This window comes from Sphingobium sp. LMC3-1-1.1 (assembly GCF_040676285.1).
In the GTDB taxonomy this organism is placed as follows: Bacteria; Pseudomonadota; Alphaproteobacteria; order Sphingomonadales; family Sphingomonadaceae; genus Sphingobium.
The window spans coordinates 40,974-59,081 of the sequence record NZ_JBEGHQ010000012.1 but is presented as its reverse complement, the minus strand read 5'-3'; the positions used below and the strand labels follow the sequence as shown (position 1 = coordinate 59,081).

Here is an 18,108-nt window from a genome sequence, read left to right as displayed (position 1 = left end):
TTGCCACCATCATGAACTCCGCTCCGCCACGCCCTTGCGCTGAAACAGTTCGCGAAACACCGGATAGATTTCGCGCCGGTGATGCACCTTTCGCATCACGAAATTGCGGTTGGCGTCGCTCACAGGCGCATAGGCCTGCCATAGGCCGGTCGTCGTTCCGACCATCTCTATATCGGCGAATTCCTCTCGCCCGACTTCCAGATATGCGAAATATTGGCTGAAGGGCAGGATCTCCTGCTGCATCAGACTGACCACCCGGCCATTGTCGGATTGCATGGTGTCACCGTCCGACGCCTGCGCCACATAGATGTTCCAGTCATCCGGACGGAAGCGTTCCTGCACCACTTCGATCAGCTTCTCCAGCGCGCTCGACACCAGCGTGCCGCCCGTCACCGTGCTGTAGAAGAAGGTCTGTTCGTCAACCTCCGCCGCCCGATCGGTATGGTGGATGAACACCACCTCCACATGCTCGTAGCAGCGCGACAGGAACAGATGCAGCAGCGCGAAGAAGCGCTTCGCCAGATCCTTCATATGCTCCGTCATGGAACCGGAAACGTCCATCAGGCAGAACATCACTGCCTGGGCCACGGGCTTGGGCACTGTTTCGAACCGGCGGTAGCGCAGGTCGACAGGGTCGATATAGGCGATCAGGTTGCGGCGCCGGATGATGGTCGATCGTTCCTCGCGCAGCGCTTCCAGACGAACGGCATCGTCGGGCGAGGGAGGATCGCGCGCCTCGATCAGCGCGATCTCCTCGTCGATCCGTGCCAGATCCGCGCCCTTGGGACGCCGCAGGGCCAGTCGCCGCGACATGGCCTTCTGCATGGTGCGCGGGACGGACAAGTTGGAAGGGTTGCCGGCCGTCGAATATCCGGCGCGCCGGATACCATCGACCGCACCGCCTATCAGCCGTCTCTTGGCCAGGTCGGGCAGTTCCAGGTCGTCCAGGAACAGGTCCAGAAACTCCTCCCGGCTGAGCGCGAACTGGAAATCGTCATTCCCATCGCCCTGCCCGGCCTTCGACCCAGAGCCCGCGCCGCCGTCGGGGCGCTTGATCTTGTCCCCCTCCATATAATCACGGTTGCCGGGGAACACCCGTTCGCGGCTTCCTCCCTGCGCCGCGCGATGCAGCGTTGGTTCGTGGATGACATCGCGCTGGATGGAAATCTGGCCTTCCTTGTCCAGATCCTTGATGCTGCGATCCTTCAGGCTGTCGCGCACCGCCTGTTGCACATATGCCCGCGCCCGTCGCAGGAAGCGCTGCCTGTTGACCAGGCTCTTGCCCCCCGGATTCAACCGTCTGTCGACAATGTGCATGGTGCCCTACAGGCCCTCCATCAACCGGCCTGCTTCACGCGGATATACCATTCCACAAGTCGCCGGACCTGCCGTTCCGTATAGCCTCTTTCGATCATGCGCGCGACGAATTCATCATGCTTTGTCGCGGTTTCGCCGTCCTTTTTCGATCCGAAGCTGATGACCGGCAACAAGTCCTCGACCTGGCTGAACATCCGCTTCTCAATGACCTCGCGGATCTTCTCGTAACTGGTCCAGGACGGGTTGCGCCCATCATTGCTGGCCCGCATCCTCAGGGCGAATTTCACGACTTCGTTGCGAAAATCCTTGGGGTTGGCGATGCCGGCGGGTTTTTCTGTCTTGGACAGTTCCTGGTTGATGACCTCCCGATCGAGCAACTGCCCGGTATCGGGATCCTTGAAATCCAGGTCCTCGATCCACGCGTCCGCATAGGCGACATAGCGGTCGAACAGATTCTGGCCATAGTCATGGTAGGATTCCAGATAAGCCTTCTGGATTTCATTGCCGATGAACTCTGCATAGCGCGGAGCCAGTTCGCCCTTGATGAACTCCAGATAACGGGATTCCACCTCGGTGGGGAACTGTTCCTGCCGGACCATGCCCTCCAGCACATACATGAGGTGCACGGGGTCGGCCGCGATCTCGTTGGTATCATGGTTGAACGTGGCTGACAGCGCCTTGAACGCGAAGCGGGTCGAAATGCCCGACATGCCCTCGTCCACGCCCGCCGCGTCGCGATATTCCTGAAGGCTTTTCGCGCGCGGGTCTATTTCCCGCAGCATCTCGCCATCATAGACACGCATCTTGGAGTAGAGGTTGCTGTTTTCATGCTCACGCAACCGCGTCAGCACGGAAAAGCGCGCCAGCATGTCCAGGGTCCCCGGGGCGCAGGGCGCCTTGTTGAGATCGGATTCCCTCAGCAATTTTTCATAAACGTGCCGTTCTTCTGTCGCCTGCAGGCTGTAGGGAACCTTGATGACATAGATGCGGTCAATAAATGCTTCGTTGTTCTTGTTGTTCTTGAAATTCGCCCATTCCGATTCATTGGAATGGGCCATGATGATGCCGGTATAGGGAATGGCGCCGATATTTTCCGTACCGATATAATTGCCCTCCTGCGTTGCGGTCAGCAACGGATGGAGCATCTTGATCGGCGCCTTGAACATCTCGACAAATTCGAGCATTCCCTGGTTCGCCCGGTTGAGGCCGCCCGAATAGCTGTAGGCGTCCGGATCATTCTGCGAGAGCATCTCCAGTTTGCGGATGTCGACCTTTCCGACCAGCGAACTGATGTCCTGATTGTTCTCGTCCCCCGGCTCGGTCTTTGCGATGGCGACCTGCCGCATGCGCGAGGGCATCATGCGCACGACCCTGAACTGCGAAATGTCGCCGCCGAACTCGTCGAGCCGCTTGCGGCACCAGGGGCTGATCATGCCGGTCAGCCGCCGCCGGGGAATCGCGTAATTTTCCTCTATGAAATCGCCATGCGTTTCCGCATCGAACAGCGCGAGGGGACTTTCGAAGATCGGGCTGATCTCCTCTCCCGCCTTCAGCACATAGATGGGATGAACCTCCATCAAGGCCTTCAGCCGCTCCGCCAGCGACGACTTGCCACCGCCCACCGGGCCAAGCAGGTAGAGTATCTGCTTGCGCTCTTCCAATCCCTGGCTGGCATGGCGCAGGAAGCTGACGATATGTTCGATCGTCCCCTCCATACCGTAGAAGTTCCTGAAGCTCGCATAGCGCCGGATCGTCCGGTTCATGAAGATACGGCCCAGCCGCTGATCACGTGACGTGTCGATGATCTCCGGCTCACCGATCGCCGCGAGCAATCGTTCGGGCGCCGATGCATGCATCAGTGGATCATTGCGACATCCCAGCAGATAATCTTCGATGGACATTTCGGCCTGACGCCGATCATCGAACTTCCGCGTGAAGCTGGAAAACAGCTCATTCTTTGTCACTGGCGACTCCCGCTAAAGTAGCCATGGAATGTATATAGACCCTTATGGCCTGTAAAAACAGTGCAATACCATCCACGCAGAGTAAAAAATTCGAATCTGTCCAATCTTTAATCAGCGCCTGTTGCAAGGAATTGCGCAATGCTTGCCCGGCCGTGCAAAAACATTGCCGGCAACGATCTGGGCATTCATTCACGACCGGCAAATATTGCCGCGCCGCTGTCATGCAGCATCTTCAAATCAGCGCGACGTCCCCCGCCGCGATCCAATGCATAGTGTCACTTGAGGCCCGGAGAGGGAAGAGGGCAAAGAAGATAATCTCGCCAGAGCCGATTTGGTTCCGTTGCGTAACATGCTGCCCCGCCGGCGGAGGATTCACCCTCCGCCCCGATAACTGATGAACTCAGGCTCTCATATCGATCGTCGCGATCAGCCCGCCGTCCGATGCATTGGCCAGACGGACCGATGCTTCAAAACTGAGCGCCAGCGATCGAGCGATGGTCAGGCCGATGCCCGTTCCGTGCCGCCCGCCCGGCTGTCCCGCCACGCCGCGCGTGAAGGGTTCGAACATCTGGTCCAGTTGATCGGGCGGGATGCCCGGACCGTGATCGCGCACCTCGATGAGCACGCGCCCGCCCTGTCTTGAGCAGCTGACGTCCGCGCTGCCGCCATATTTCACCGCATTGTTGACCAGATTGCTGATGCAGCGCGTGAGGGCATTGGGCTTGACCCGGACAGTGCCGCCGCATCCCGACAGGAACCGCACGGGTGATCCCAGATCCTGCGCGTCCTCCGCCATGCTGGTGAGCAGCGAATCGATGTCGATCACCGACCAGTCTTCATGGGCTTCAGTGCTGGCCGCCAGATCCAGCCCTTCGCGGACCAGCGTCATCATCGCCTGGTGGTCCTGCAACAGCCGCCCACGCAGTTCCTCATTTTCGACCAATTCCAGCCGTAAGCGCAGGCGGGTGAGAGGGGTCTGGAGATCATGGCTGATCGCCGCCAGCAACTGCGTCCGCTCCGCAAAACCCGCCCTTACCCGGCGCTGCATCAGATTGAAGGTGGACAGCGCAGCCCGCACCTCTTCCGGGCCCCGCTCCGGGATTTCCTCCGGATCGACGGATACCGAAAAGGCTTCCGCCGCCTGCTCCAGCCTACGCAGCGGCTTGGCGACGAAACGAGCCACGATGATGGCCAGTCCGGCCGAGGACATCAGGATCAGCAGCAGATAGATCGGCCTGGCAAGATTGCTCGACGGCTTCACGAGGCGGGGCAGGTAGAGCGCGAGAGAACGCCGCTCGCCCGTCCTGTCGGTAAAGCGGACGACCCAGCAATCGGGGCGCGGCGCGTCGATCAGCCCGGCCGCCCGATTGTTCGGATCGACCTTGCTCGCTGGAAAACAGAGACCGATGGGAACCTGGCCTGCTTCGGGGTTGGACTGCGACCCGAAGCGCGCCTCCAGAGCGTCTGCCAGCGTCGGGTCGGGGTCCGTCAGAGCCACGCCCTCCGGCGCGGTCCGTGCGCCCATGATCTGCTGGTCTTTCAACATCGCCTCTATCTTCACCGGGTCGTGGCTCAGCCGCTGCGCGATGTCCGCCGCGCTTGCCACCACGCGCTGGAGGCGCCAGCGCTCGAAGTCGAGATGCCGTGCCTGCTCCGCGACCAGCAGCGCCAGCACGGCGGCCACCGTCATGCCGACGGTCAGCAGCAGGAATATCTGGCCGACCAGCGACCGGAAGAAATTGCGCGCCCGCGCCACGACAGAGACCATCATGTGCCGATCAGCCAGCCATCATTCATAGGTCACCGTGCTGGCCAGCACATAGCCCTCCCCCCGCACCGTCAGGATCAGCCCGTCGCCGCCCGGACTGTCCGCCAGCTTCTGCCGCAGCCGGCTGACCTGCAGGTCGATGGACCGATCGAACGCTGCCGTTGCCCGCCGTTCGGGAACGAGCGCCTCGCGAGAGAGCACCACATTGGGGTCGTCGATGAAGCGGGACAACAGGCGAAATTCCGCAGAGGACAACATGATCAACCGATCGTCGCTGGCGATCAGCCGTCGCTGGAAGAGGTCCAGTCGCCACGATCCGAAGCGCGCAATCCGCGCGGTCTTCAGCCGCGCCGACTCCTCGTTCCGTGACCGGCGCAGCAGGTTGCGCACCCGCACCAGCAATTCCCGCGGCTCGAACGGCTTCGTCAGATAATCGTCCGCGCCCAGTTCCAGCCCCAGCACCCGGTCGATGGCGCTGCCCCGCGCCGTCACCATGATGATCTGGACACCGCTGCCCTGGGCCCGCAGGTCGCGGCACAGCGACAATCCGTCGCCGTCTGGAAGGTTGAGGTCGAGCACGATGAGGTCGGCTTCATGTTCCGCCATCGTCGCCCGCAATTCGCCAAGGCTGCCGGCCGCCAGAACCTCATAATGCTCCTGGGCGAGCTGGCCGACGATCAGACCCCTGATATCTTCGTCATCGTCGACGACGATCACGCGGAACGGGCGGGATGGCGGCATGTCGGGCATTGTCTCCTTCTAGTGGCGTTGACGCTGCGAGTCTGCGCTCGCCGCTGCGTCGTTACATATCGATACAATCCGCTACAAAATGATCCAGCCGGATGAAAAGTCGCTCTACAATGCGACGCGCCTTGGATGGATTAGGGGGAGGTCGGCGCCGTTGACCGGAGCCGACCTTCGCCCGGCGCGCCCTTCCCTCCCCCTGCGCCGGGCGAAGTCCCTCCTTCCGCTGTGGAACCGCCTGTCGACCATGCTCAGCCGCCTCTCCGTCCTTCGGATCGCCCCTGTGGCGTTCTGCATCCTGATCGCCGGATGCGGACATAAGGAAGCATCGAAAAAGCCGCCTCAGGAGGTGGGAGTGGTGACGCTGGCGACTCAGGAGGTCACGGTATCGACCGAATTGCCGGGACGCACTGCATCCACCATGATGTCGGAGGTTCGGCCGCAGGTCGCCGGCGTCATCCAGAAGCGCCTGTTCACTGAAGGGTCGATCGTGAAGGCGGGGCAGCCGCTCTACCAGATCGATCCCTCGCTCTACCGCGCTTCGCGCGACGAGGCGCAGGCCACATTGGCCAGTGCGCAGGCGACCGCCGCCGCCGCGCAGGCGAAGGCCAGCCGCTACCGTACGCTGGGTCAGAGCGAGGCAGTGAGCGCGCAGGACCGCGATGACGTCATCGCCACGGCCCGCCAGGCCGCCGCCGCCGTGCAGCAGGCGCGCGCCACGCTCCAGACCGCCGGCATCAACCTCAATTTCACGCAGGTCAGGGCACCCATCGACGGACGGATCGGCCGGTCCGCCGTCACGCCCGGTGCGTTGGTGACGGCCAGCCAGGCAACACCCCTGGCCGTCATCCAGCAACTCGACCCGATCTTCGTCGACGTGACGCAGTCCAGCGCCAAACTGCTCCAGCTGCGCCGCGCGCTCGCGGCGGGCAAGGCGTTGCCCGCCAGCGCGACCATCCGGCTGAAGCTGGACGACGGCACCGATTATCCGCTGGAAGGCCGCATCGAATTCGCCGAGCCGATCGTCGATCCGGACAGCGGCACCGTCACCCTCCGCGCCCGTTTCCCCAACCCCGACGGCCTGCTGCTGCCCGGCATGTTCGTGCGCGTGGTCGCACCGCAATCGGTGGTACCGAACGCGATCCTCGTGCCCCAGCAGGGAATCAGCCGCGATCCGAAGGGCAATGCGACCGCGCTGGTCGTGGGCAGGGGAAACAAGGTCGAACGGCGCATCGTCACCGCTGCGCAAGCCGTCGGCGACAAATGGCTGATCACCGATGGTTTGCGTAAAGGCGACAGGCTGATCGTCGAAGGCACGGACAAGGTGAATCCCGGCGACACGGTGAAGGCCGTCCCGATCGACCGGGCCGCGAAATAAGGGAGCGGAACCTTGCTCAGCCGCTTCTTCATCGAACGTCCGATATTCGCCTGGGTCATCGCCATCGGCATCATGATGGCCGGCCTGGGCGCCATGCTGACATTGCCGATCGCGCAATATCCGGACATCGCGCCGCCGTCCGTCAACATCAGCGCCAACTATCCCGGCGCCTCGGCCCAGACCGTGGAGACCAGCGTCACGCAGGTCATCGAGCAGCAGCTCACCGGCATCGACGGCCTCATGTATTTCTCATCTTCGTCGACGGCCAACGGTCAGGCGCGGATCACCGTCACCTTCAACAAGGGCACCGATCCCGACACCGCGCAGGTACAGGTGCAGAACAAGGTGCAGCAGGCGCTGAGCCGGCTGCCCAACGCCGTGCAGCAGCAGGGCCTGACCGTTACCAAGTCGCAGAACGACTTCCTGATGGTGGTCGGCCTGTACGACCGCACCGATACGGCATCGCAGGCCGATATTGCCGATTACCTGGTCAATAATTTCCAGGATCCGATCGCCCGTATCGATGGCGTGGGTTCGTCGCAGATCTTCGGATCGCAATATGCGATGCGCATCTGGCTGGACCCCTATAAGCTCGCCACCGTCAAGCTGATGCCGTCCGACGTGCAAAGCGCCATCGCCAGCCAGAATGTCGAAGTGTCGGCCGGACAGATCGGTGCCGACCCGGCGCCGGAGGGGCAGCAGCTCAACGCCACCGTCACGGCCCGTGCCCGCCTGCAGACGCCCGAGCAGTTCCGCAACATCATCGTCAAGACGCAGAGCGACGGTTCCGTCGTCCGCCTGTCCGATGTGGCGCGGGTCGAACTGGGCAATGAAAGCTACACCTCCCTGGCCCGCCTCAACGGGCATCCGGCCTCCGGCATGGCATTGCAGCTTGCCCCCGGCGCCGACGCGCTCAAGACCGCCGAGCTGGTCAAGGCCAAGGTGGACGAACTGTCGAACAATCTGCCGCACGGCTACGCCGTCGTATACCCGCGCGACACCACCCCCTTCATCAAGCTGTCGGTCGAGGAGGTGGTCCAGACCCTGATCGAGGCAGTCGGGCTGGTCGTCGTCGTGATGTTCCTGTTCCTGCAAAGCTGGCGCGCCACGCTGGTGCCCGCCGTCGCCGTTCCGGTGGTGCTGCTGGGTACGTTCGGCGTGCTGGCACTGTTCGGCTATTCCATCAACACGCTGACGCTCTTCGGCATGGTGCTGGCCATCGGCCTGCTGGTCGACGACGCCATTGTCGTGGTGGAAAATGTCGAACGCATCATGGAGGAGGAAGGGCTTTCCCCACGGGACGCCACCATCAAGTCGATGGGCGAAATCGGCAACGCCCTGGTGGGCATCGCGCTGGTCCTCTCCGCCGTGCTGCTGCCCATGGCCTTTTTCGGCGGGTCGACCGGCGTCATCTATCGCCAGTTCTCCATCACCATCGTCTCTTCGATGCTGCTTTCGGTGCTGGTCGCGCTGATCCTGTCTCCCGCTCTCTGCGCCACCATCCTGAAGCCGATTTCGCACGAGCATCGCGATCATGGCTGGACCGGCAAGTTCAACCGCTGGTTCAGCCGCGTCACCAACGGCTACATGACGCGCCTCCACGCCTTCATCGGCCGCCGGAAATGGTTCTGGATCGGCTATGCGGTCATTCTCGTTCTGCTCTGGCTGCTGTTCGTCCGCCTGCCGACCAGCTTCCTGCCCGTGGAGGATCAAGGCCAGGTGATGGTCCAGATCACCTTGCCTGCCGGCGCAAAATCCTCCCGCACGGCCGCAGCGGTGGAGCGCGTCCAGAATTATTTCCTGACCGATGAAAAGGACAATGTCGCCTTCGCCTTCATCGCCCAGGGCTTCAGTTTCGCCGGCCAGGGCGAGAACACCGCCCAGGGCTTCATCAATCTCGCCCCATGGGACGAGCGCAAGGGGTCGGCGAACAGCGCGACGATGATCGCCAACCGCGCCACTAGGCAATTGGCCGCGATCCGCGATGCGAACGCGCTGGCCATGACCCCCCCGCCCATTCGCGGCCTGGGCCAGTCCAACGGCTTCACCTTCGAGTTGCTGAACACCGGCGGCCTCAGCCGCGACCGCTTCCTCGCGCTGCGCAACCAGCTTATGAAGGCGGCGGCGAGCGATCCCAAGCTGGCGGGCGTACGTGCCGCCACGCTGGAGGATACGCCGCAGCTCAAGGTCGACATCGACTCCGAAAAGCTCGCTGTGCTGGGCCTGACGCAAAGCAGCGTCGACAATGTCCTGAGCGCCGCCTGGGGCAGCACCTACATCAACGATTTCGTCGACCGCGGCAGGGTGAAGCGCGTCTACATGCAGGCTGATGCACCCTATCGCGCGCTGCCGACGGACCTCGACAACTGGCAGGTGCGGTCCAGCACGACCGGCGAAATGGTGCCTTTCTCGGCCTTTGCCACCACCCACTGGACAATGGGCCCGACGACCATGTCGCGCTATAACGGCCAGTCATCCTATGAAATCCAGGGGCAGGCTGCGCCCGGCGCCAGTTCGGGCGAGGCGATGGACGAGATGGTGAAGCTGCAAAAACAGCTCCCGCCGGGCACCAGCTATGCCTGGAGCGGCCTCTCCTATCAGGAACAGCTTTCAGGTGGACAGGCGCCGCTGCTCTATGGCCTGTCGGTGCTGGTCGTTTTCCTCTGCCTTGCCGCGCTCTATGAGAGCTGGTCGATCCCCCTGGCGGTGCTTCTGGTCATCCCGCTCGGGCTGATCGGTGCAGCGCTGGCGGTGACGCTGCGGGGCTTGGAGAACAATATCTACTTCCAGGTCGGCCTGCTCACGACCATGGGACTGGCCGCAAAGAACGCGATCCTGATCGTCGAATTTGCAGAGCTCGCCTATCTGCAGGGCAAGGACGCCATGTCCGCCGCGCTGGAGGCGGCACGCCTGCGCTTCCGCCCTATCCTGATGACATCGCTTGCCTTCATCGCGGGGGTCATCCCGCTGGCCATCGCCACCGGCGCCGGCGCGCAGAGCCGCGTCGCCATAGGCACGGCGGTGGTGGGCGGCATGCTGACCGCGACCGTCCTCGCCATCTTCTACGTTCCCCTCTTCTTCCTGACGATCATGCGCATCTTCAGCCGCAAGGATCCGCCGCAACCTGCCGTTCCCGCTGCGGAGGTTCCGGCATGAAACGCGCTCTCCTCACCCTGACTTCGGCTGTTGCGCTGTCGGCCTGCAACATGGCGCCGACCTATGTCCGGCCCGCGCCCCCCGTTCCCGCCACCTTCCCGGCTGACACCGCCTATCCGTCGGCGACCATCACGGAAAGGCCGGGCCTGCCGTGGACAGCATTGATCAGCGATCAACGCCTCAGGGCGGTGATAGCGCGCGCCCTTGCCAATAACCGGGACCTGCGCGCCGCGCTCGCCAATGTGGAGGCCGCCCGCGCCCAATATCGGGTCCAGCGCGCAGCCCGGCTCCCCACCGTCACCGGCGATGCCGCTGCCAGCTTCGCCCGCCGCAACGACGACCGCCAGAACAGCTACAGCGCCGATATTGGCTTCAGCGCGTTCGAGATAGACCTGTTCGGCCGGGTGAAGAACCTGAGCCGTGCAGCACTCGAATCATACCTCGCGACGGAGGAAGGCGCGCGCGCGACCCGCATCACGCTGATCGCGGAAACCGCCACGGCCTACGCCACCTTGGCCGCTGACCAGGAACTGCTGTCGCTGTCCCGCCAAACCCTGGCCAGCGCCGAACGTACACTGGCCCTCACCCGTTCGCTGAATGGTGCGGGGCTGACCGGCAAGCTGGACGTGCATCAGGCCGAAACCACGGTGGAACAGGCACGCAGCGATATCGCCGCCAATGTGACGCAGGTGGCGCAGGACCGGAACGCGCTCGACCTGCTGGCGGGCGCGCCGGTCGAGGATGCCCTGCTCCCCCAGTCGCTGGAAACGCTCACCGACGGCATCGCGAAGACGCCGGCAGGCCTATCCTCCGACGTGCTGCTCCAGCGTCCCGACGTGCTGCAGGCCGAACATCAGCTGAAGGCCGCCAATGCCAACATCGGCGCGGCGCGTGCCGCCATGTTCCCGAAAATCAGCCTCACGGCCGCCATTGGCGTCGCCAGTTCGGCCCTCTCCTCCCTCTTCACGGGCGGCGGTTTCGCCTGGTCCGCCGCGCCTTCGGCCAGCATGCCGATCTTCGGCGGCGGCGCGCGCGGCAATCTCGACTACAGCAAGGCGCAACGCGACCTGTATCTGGCCCAATATGAAAAGGCGATCCAGGCGGCATTCCAGGAAGTGTCCGATGCGCTCGCGCGGGAGGGTACTATCGACGAGCAGCAGGCTGCACAGCAGCGTCTGGTCCTCGCCAGCCAGCGCAGCTACGCACTGGCCGAGGAACGCTATCGCGCTGGCATAGATACCTTCCTCAACAGCCTGACCAGCCAGCGGAGCCTCTACAATGCGCAACAAAGCGCTATCGCGACCAATCTGACGCTGATCGCGAACCGTATCCTGCTCTATAGGGTCATCGGGGCTGATTTCAGGGAAGAATGACGCTGTTGCCTGCTCCCTTCGCTCGCGAAAGGCGCCGGCATGTCCTACCCTTTCAGCCTCAGCGGCAGTCCGGCCGCCATCAATATGACCTCATCGCACAGGGTCGCCATCTGCTGGTTCAGCCATCCTGACTCATCGCGAAACCGACGGGCCAGAACATTGTCCGGCACGATCCCCAAACCCACCTCATTGCTCACCAGAACGACAGGGAGGGGACAGGCCGCTATCGCCTCGGCCAGCGTTGTCCGCGCCTTCGCCACATCCGCGTCCGCAAGCATCAGATTCGTAAGCCAAAGCGTCAGGCAGTCCACCATCACGGCGTCGGCCCGCAGCGCCGCTTCCGACAGCGCGGAGGGCAGATCCATCGGCGCATCGATCGTCAGCCAGCGGCTTCCGCGTTCACTTCGATGGCGGGCGATGCGCTCCTCCATCTCCGGATCGAAGGCCTGCGCCGTCGCGACATAGGCGAGATCGCCACTAGCGGCAGCCTCGCATCGCTCCTGCGCAAAGCGGCTCTTGCCGGATCGACATCCGCCCAGCACCAGCATCCGCTTCATCCAACACTCCCCCATATCGCGGCCAGGACCCACAGCAGCAGGCAAGCGCGCAAGTAGATGCCGAGTGCCGTCCTCATGCTGTGGACGTCCGCCTCTCCGCCCGTCCCTATCCACGGCTTGTCGTGCAGAACGCCCTCATACCGGACCGGCCCCGCCAGCCGGATGCCGAGCGCACCGGCCATCGCCGCCTCCGGCCATCCGGCATTGGGCGAGGCATGCCTCCGCCGATCCCGCCGCAGCACGGCCCATCCGCCACCGCCAGCGATGCACAGCATGACGCCCGAAAGCCGCGCCGGCGCCCAGTTCAACAGATCATCGAAACGGGCCGCAGCCCAGCCGAAATCGGTGAAGGGCGCTTCCTTGTGCCCGATCATGCTGTCGGCCGTATTGACCGCCTTATAAGCCCATATTCCCGGCATCCCGAGCAGCAACAACCAGAAAAGCGGCGCCACGACGCCGTCGCAGAAGCTCTCCGCCAGGCTCTCTATGCCGGCCCGCGCCACACCGGCTTCATCCAGCGCAGCGGTGTCACGCCCCACGATTCGGGCCACCGCCCGCCGCGCGGCATCCAGTTCGCCTCTTTCCAAAGCGCGGACAACTGGCAGCACATGGACATAAAGACTGTTCTGCGCCAGCGCTGGCCAGGCCGCGAGCGCCAGCCCCAGCCAGGCCCAGGGACCGCCCCAGCGGCGGATCGTCCATTCCAGCGCCAGACCCATGCCTCCCCCCGCGCCGAGCAACAGCAAGAGGAGGGCGAGTCCCGTCCAGCGCCGTAGGCGGCCGTTCAACCGACCCTGGTTCCATCGCCGTTCCACAGTGCCGATGATCCGGGCAAAGCCGCCCACCGGATGGCCGAGCCGCGCATGAAGCCAGCCTGGCCAGCCCAGTCCCGCATCCATCATCAGCGCCGCCAAGGCCACCGGCTCAAACATCGGCCAAAGCCCGGTCCAGTCGGGCGAGGGCAGCTGCATCGGCGGGGAGGCCGAGCCGCAGCCAGCGCCTGTCCTCATCGAAGGGACGTGTCAGGATAGACCGTCGCGCCAGCCTGTCGAACAGGGTCAGGCCGTCATCCACTTCCACCAATCGGAACAACGAGCATCCGCCGCGCCCCTGCAATCCATGCCGCGCCAGCACGCCGTCCAGCTTCGCCGCCTGCTCCTCCAGGGTCACGACGGTCTCGTTGATCCAGTTCCGGTCCCGATAGGCCGCGGTGCCAAAGGCGATCGCCGCCGCGGAAACGGGCCATTCTCCCATCATCCGGCGCACCTGCGCGACAACCGCCCGCGGTCCGAGCAGAAAGCCCAGCCTCACCCCGGCCAGCCCGAAGAACTTGCCGAAGGACCGCAACAGGATCAGCCGCCGTTCGTCCCCCACCATGCCCGCCAGGCTGCATGCCGGCACGGCGTCCGCATAGGCCTCGTCAACGATCAGCCATCCGCCGGCATCTTCCAGCCGATCAAGCCATTGCAGCAGGCGGGCTGGCGGCAGGATGCGGCCATCGGGGTTGTTGGGATTGGCCAGCAGCAGCGCCATCGCTTCGCGGGGCGGCTCCTCCCCTGCGCGCATGGGGGCGCCCTGGGTGAAAATCTCCCCATGGGTGCGATAGCTGGGCACCAGCCAGCGGCCGGGCATGTCCAGCATCCGTCCGACCAGCCGCAATCCCGCCTCGCTGCCCGGCAGGGTGCAAAGATTGTCGGGATGAACCCCGAAGCAGGCCGCCGCCATTGCCTCCATCGCCGCCAGATCATGCGGATCGGGCAAATGCCGCCAGTCGACGGCCAGATGATCGCCCCCCGGCCATGTGAACGGGCTGATCCCGGTTGAAAGGTCGATCCAGTCATCGCCGCCATAAAGGGCGCGCGCGTCGGCCAGGCGGCCGCCGTGGGATGTGAAGGCGCTCATCGCGCCGACACCATCGCCAGCAACAGCGCGCTTTCCAGTAATTCGATGCCCGCGCCATGCCCGTCACCTGAAATGCCGCCGATCCGGGACCGCAACCATAGTCCCCAGAGCGGAATCAATGGGATCGCCGCCAAAAGGGCGGGTTCCCGAAGACACGCCACCAGCGCCAGCATCGACCAGAGGACACATGGTTCCGGCCGCCAGCCTGCGCGAAAGCGGCTCGCCAGCCCTTCGTGAAGCGGCGGCAACCAGCGCGTCCAGAATAGCGGTCCGATACGCGCCACCATCGCCACGACAGCGAGCATCCAAAGTGGAAAGCTCTCCAACCACGATCGCAACAGCACCAGCTTGACCAGCAGTTGCAGACCGATGGCGACCGCGCCGAAGCTGCCGATATGCGGATCGGCCAGCACGGCGGACAGGCGCGTTCGGTCGCCATGCGCTGCCCCTGCCGCATCTGCTATATCGCCCAGTCCGTCGAGATGTAGCGCGCCGGTCACCGCGACCCATGCCACCAGTCCGGAAAGAGCGCCCACCCATGGATCGATCCGCATCCCCAGCCCGGCGCCGCCCGCCACGATCAGGCCCACCGCGATGCCGGTTGCGGGTAACCAGCGGATCGCGGCCGCGAAGTCCCGCTCATCCACATTCAGGGCGGGCAATGGCAGGCGCGTCATTAATTGCATGGCCAGGACCAGCCGCTTCATGTGATCAGGCCCATAATCTGTGCCGACCGGCTCTCCGGCCAAACCCGCAGGCTCAAAATCGCGCCATAGGGCAGATCCACCGCCCATCCCTGCCTCACGTCAAAGCCGCACAGCACGGCCAACGCCGCCCGCATCGCCCCGGCATGGCAAACCACCAGCGCCGGCTCCCCAGATGCGCTCAGCGCCTCGCCGATCCGGGTGCAGAGGCCAGTCCAGCTTTCCCCACCCGGCGGCGGGAAGCGATCCGGATCATCCCAAAAGCGCGCCAGGTCGTCCGCCGGAAGGCTCGTCGGGTCTGTCCCCTCCCAATCCCCGAAATTCAACTCCCGCCAGCGCGCATCCACCCGGTGTTCGATTCCGCGCTCCGCCGCGATGACGGCGCCCGGCACTCGCGCTCTGGCGAGGTCCGATGTCACCAGTCGGGCGAAATCCAGCCCCCGCGCCCGCTCGACGCAGAGGGCGATGCCCTCCGTTTCCGGCGGTGCGTCCAGATGACCGAGCAGACGCCCGGCAAGCTGCGGCGCGCCATGCCGCATCAGATGGAGGGAAAAGGCGCTCACAGGGCGCTGGCCACCGCGGCTTCGGCAAAGCTCGCCATGTCCTGATGCGCGGCAAGGGCGGAGCGGACGATCTGCGCCGCTACCGCCGCACCGCTTCCCTCGCCCAGCCGCATGTCGAGCCGCAGCAAAGGTTCCAAGGCCAGCGCAGCCAGCAGTCGCTGATGCCCCGCCTCCGCCGACAGATGGGCCGCCAGGCAGTGGTCGGTGATCGCCGGATTGTCCCTCACTAGCGGCGCGACGGCCGCGCAACAGATAAACCCGTCCAGCATCACGGGAACGCGCCGCATCCGCGCCGCCAACACCGCTCCGGCCAGCGCCGCGATCTCTCGCCCGCCCAATCGCCGCAGGGTTTCGAACGCATTGATGCACTGCCCCCCATGCACGGCGAGTGCCCGTTCCACCGCACCGGCCTTGCGTATCAATCCCTCGCCGTCCACGCCCGTGCCGCGCCCGATCCAATGCTCCGCCGGACCGCCGAATGCCTGGGCGCAGAGCGCCGCGGCCGGCGTGCTGTTGGCAATGCCCATTTCGCCCAGCAGCAGCAGGTCCAGCCCCGCTTCCACCACCGCCGCCCCCGCATTGATCGCGGCCAGGCAGTCGGCCTCGCTCATGGCGGCCTCGACACAGATGTCGCCTGTCGGCCTGTCCAACTCGATCGCGACCACGGTCAGTTCCGCGCCGCAGGCCTGGGCCAGCGCATTGATCGCTGCTCCGCCATGATGGAAATTCGCCACCATTTGCGCCGTCACCTCGGCGGGATAGGCGCTGACCCCCCGCGCGGCCACGCCATGATTGCCCGCGAAGATCGCGGCGCGGAGGCGCTCCGCCACAGGCCGCTCCCGGCCCTGCCAGCCCGCCATGAACAGGGCGATTTCCTCCAGTCGCCCCAGGGAACCGGCGGGCTTCGTCAATATGGCCTGCCGCGCCGCTGCGGCATCGATGAACTCTGCTTCCGGAGCCGGCAAATCCTTCAGCGCCGCGGCAAAGGCCGTGCTGTCGCTGAACCGGATCATGAGCAGACAAAGCCTTCGGGCGGCGTCCGGACGATGAAATGCCCCTTCACGCCCTGCGGCCAGTCGGCATAGCGCACCACGCCCTCTTCGCTTTCGGCATGGCGCACGGCATAATCGAGGATCGCGCGCGCGGCGTCCTCATCCGGGGCGAAATCGCCCAGCACATAGCCGACCTTGCCGGTCCCGCGCACATGCACCGTGCAGTGGCGCTGGCAGGCGAAGAGGCAGGGCATGTCCTGCACGGCAATGCCCGCATAGGCGGGATCGCCGTCGCGTATCTTCTGCATCGCCTGCACCAGCAGGGCGCCGCCCCGCCGCCCCGCTCCATCCTCCCGTTGTTCCGCCGAAAGGCGACAGGTCGAACAAACGACCACCGAAGCCCCAGGCTCCACAGGCCGCAACATCAGCGATGGCCCCGCGAAAAAGTCATATCATATCCTCCAGCCCCGACGGCATATGCCCTGTCGGGAACCGCGCGGGAGAGGACTGGCCGGCATCGGGCAGGCGATAGAACTCCCCTGCGCGGCCGCGCCGGCAAGGCGATGACTGTCGCTCGGCGAGGATATCCCCGTTCGTCCGGCACACCCTGTCCGGCCGAAGAACGACCGCGTCAGGCAGGTCTCCTGGCTCGCGGGTCGACGCTTTCCGGCCGCCTTCTCGAAACCTCTGGTTCCAATGGCGCGATGGCTGGATCGCTCGCCGCTTACAGTTGCAGGGGCAGCGCGGGCGTTCCACCCGACTTCCCTTTTCATCCCCTCACGGGGAACCTGTCGCACTGGCGCTGATAAGACTGCATTCGCCCGATCGCAAGGTCGTAAAAGGACAGAGTTAACACGTCCGCACCTGCGCTCGATTTGCGATGGTTACACTTCTCTTCACTCGCCCGAACTGCTATCATCGGACGCAAAGAGGGAGAGGAACCATGGCGATTCTGACGCGATGGATGGATTGGTTCTGTCAGTTGTTCGCATGCACGGCTGAAAATGAAATGCGGGTCAACGGCCTGATTGCACATGTTTCTTCCGACAGCGACGATCGTTAACATCCCATAGCGAACGCGGCCTGTCGAATTCGTCGCCGTGGATGGAACGGCGAGTCTCTTTCGCGTGTATTATGGCCATGCTGGCCAATGATTTCGGTACCACGCTCGTCCGCCTTTTGCTCGCAACCCTGCTGGGCCTTGCGCTGGGATTTGAGCGGGAACGTCACGGCCATGATGCGGGCCTGCGTACCCATGGACTGGTGTCGCTGAGTTCGGCGATGCTGACTTTGTCAGCACTGGAACTGGCGGAAGCCCATCAGGACAGCGATCCGATCCGCGTCGTTCAGGGTCTTGCCCAGGCAATCGGCTTCATTGCGGGCGGCCTCATCTTCGTGCGCGGCGGCGATGTGCGCAACATGACCACGGCCGCCAGCCTGTGGATGGCGGCAGCCGTCGGAATCACGGCAGGGGCCGGCCAATATGTACTCGTGCTTGCAGGATCGCTGATCGCGCTGGTCCTGCTGTCCCTGCTCCTCCTGATCGAAAAGCGCATGGGTCGGCGCGAGAAGAAGGCGGACGATCCGGAAAGCGGTTCCGTCACCATGCCCAATCGCCGGGGGTCGGCAGTCCCCAAGCGTGACGGCTGAAGGGCTCCTCCGCATCGCCGCCTTTAGTGACCCCCAACGT

Annotated in this window: 16 protein-coding genes and 1 riboswitch; of the genes, 4 read left to right on the top strand and 12 right to left on the bottom strand. The window is 64.4% G+C overall.

The genetic code is table 11. The features are described from left to right. Positions 1-9: 9 nt before the first annotated feature. The 5 genes from MRBLMC3_RS10655 to MRBLMC3_RS10635 form a co-directional block, all read right to left on the bottom strand. Positions 10-1,317, bottom strand: a complete 1,308-nt coding sequence (locus tag MRBLMC3_RS10655) for a YeaH/YhbH family protein (protein ID WP_363828414.1) — start codon at positions 1,315-1,317, stop codon at positions 10-12. A gap of 20 nt (positions 1,318-1,337) precedes the next feature. Continuing rightward, the gene (locus MRBLMC3_RS10650) at positions 1,338-3,281 is read right to left on the bottom strand and encodes a PrkA family serine protein kinase (RefSeq protein WP_363828412.1); all 1,944 of its coding nucleotides are present in this window, start codon (positions 3,279-3,281) and stop codon (positions 1,338-1,340) included. Continuing rightward, complete coding sequence (locus MRBLMC3_RS10645; protein ID WP_363828410.1) at positions 3,268-3,504, bottom strand: hypothetical protein; 237 nt, start codon at positions 3,502-3,504, stop codon at positions 3,268-3,270. The genes MRBLMC3_RS10650 and MRBLMC3_RS10645 overlap by 14 nt, the downstream gene beginning before the upstream one ends. Positions 3,505-3,681: 177 nt before the next feature. Then, positions 3,682-5,052, bottom strand: a complete 1,371-nt coding sequence (locus MRBLMC3_RS10640) for an ATP-binding protein (protein WP_363828408.1) — start codon at positions 5,050-5,052, stop codon at positions 3,682-3,684. Positions 5,053-5,070: 18 nt separating this feature from the next. Further along, positions 5,071-5,799: a response regulator transcription factor gene (locus MRBLMC3_RS10635; RefSeq protein WP_363828405.1), complete on the bottom strand. Its 729-nt coding sequence runs from the start codon at positions 5,797-5,799 to the stop codon at positions 5,071-5,073. Positions 5,800-6,040: 241 nt separating this feature from the next. Between MRBLMC3_RS10635 and MRBLMC3_RS10630 the strand changes: the two genes are divergently transcribed. From MRBLMC3_RS10630 to MRBLMC3_RS10620, 3 genes are read left to right on the top strand one after another with little or no spacing between them, the layout of a single operon-like run. Continuing rightward, entirely contained in the window at positions 6,041-7,171 is a 1,131-nt protein-coding gene (locus MRBLMC3_RS10630) for an efflux RND transporter periplasmic adaptor subunit (protein ID WP_363829421.1), read from the top strand. A gap of 12 nt (positions 7,172-7,183) precedes the next feature. Then, positions 7,184-10,327, top strand: coding sequence for an efflux RND transporter permease subunit (locus MRBLMC3_RS10625; RefSeq protein ID WP_363828402.1), 3,144 nt, complete (start codon positions 7,184-7,186; stop codon positions 10,325-10,327). Next, positions 10,324-11,700: an efflux transporter outer membrane subunit gene (locus MRBLMC3_RS10620; RefSeq protein WP_363828399.1), complete on the top strand. Its 1,377-nt coding sequence runs from the start codon at positions 10,324-10,326 to the stop codon at positions 11,698-11,700. Before MRBLMC3_RS10625 ends, MRBLMC3_RS10620 begins: the two co-directional genes overlap by 4 nt. Before the next feature lie 44 nt (positions 11,701-11,744). On the opposite strand, the gene cobU is transcribed toward MRBLMC3_RS10620, so the two are convergent. From cobU to MRBLMC3_RS10585, 7 genes are read right to left on the bottom strand one after another with little or no spacing between them, the layout of a single operon-like run. After that, on the bottom strand, positions 11,745-12,248 hold the full coding sequence (cobU, locus tag MRBLMC3_RS10615) for a bifunctional adenosylcobinamide kinase/adenosylcobinamide-phosphate guanylyltransferase (RefSeq protein ID WP_363829418.1): 504 nt from the start codon (positions 12,246-12,248) through the stop codon (positions 11,745-11,747). A gap of 5 nt (positions 12,249-12,253) precedes the next feature. Then, on the bottom strand, positions 12,254-13,189 hold the full coding sequence (gene cbiB, locus MRBLMC3_RS10610) for an adenosylcobinamide-phosphate synthase CbiB (RefSeq protein ID WP_363828396.1): 936 nt from the start codon (positions 13,187-13,189) through the stop codon (positions 12,254-12,256). Then, complete coding sequence (locus MRBLMC3_RS10605; protein WP_363828393.1) at positions 13,182-14,159, bottom strand: threonine-phosphate decarboxylase; 978 nt, start codon at positions 14,157-14,159, stop codon at positions 13,182-13,184. Before MRBLMC3_RS10605 ends, cbiB begins: the two co-directional genes overlap by 8 nt. Next, positions 14,156-14,866 (bottom strand): adenosylcobinamide-GDP ribazoletransferase, encoded by a 711-nt coding sequence (locus tag MRBLMC3_RS10600; protein ID WP_363828390.1) that lies wholly within the window; start codon positions 14,864-14,866, stop codon positions 14,156-14,158. The genes MRBLMC3_RS10605 and MRBLMC3_RS10600 overlap by 4 nt, the downstream gene beginning before the upstream one ends. Beyond that, positions 14,863-15,426, bottom strand: coding sequence for a histidine phosphatase family protein (locus MRBLMC3_RS10595; protein ID WP_363735977.1), 564 nt, complete (start codon positions 15,424-15,426; stop codon positions 14,863-14,865). Before MRBLMC3_RS10595 ends, MRBLMC3_RS10600 begins: the two co-directional genes overlap by 4 nt. Next, complete coding sequence (gene cobT / locus MRBLMC3_RS10590; RefSeq protein ID WP_363828387.1) at positions 15,423-16,439, bottom strand: nicotinate-nucleotide--dimethylbenzimidazole phosphoribosyltransferase; 1,017 nt, start codon at positions 16,437-16,439, stop codon at positions 15,423-15,425. Before cobT ends, MRBLMC3_RS10595 begins: the two co-directional genes overlap by 4 nt. Then, entirely contained in the window at positions 16,436-16,843 is a 408-nt protein-coding gene (locus MRBLMC3_RS10585) for a DUF1636 domain-containing protein (RefSeq protein WP_363828384.1), read from the bottom strand. The genes cobT and MRBLMC3_RS10585 overlap by 4 nt, the downstream gene beginning before the upstream one ends. 192 nt (positions 16,844-17,035) lie before the next feature. Next, positions 17,036-17,225: riboswitch (cobalamin riboswitch) on the bottom strand. A gap of 327 nt (positions 17,226-17,552) precedes the next feature. Between MRBLMC3_RS10585 and MRBLMC3_RS10580 the strand changes: the two genes are divergently transcribed. Then, a complete protein-coding gene (locus MRBLMC3_RS10580) occupies positions 17,553-18,068 on the top strand; it encodes an MgtC/SapB family protein (protein ID WP_363828381.1) in 516 nt (171 codons plus the stop codon). Positions 18,069-18,108 lie beyond the last annotated feature (40 nt).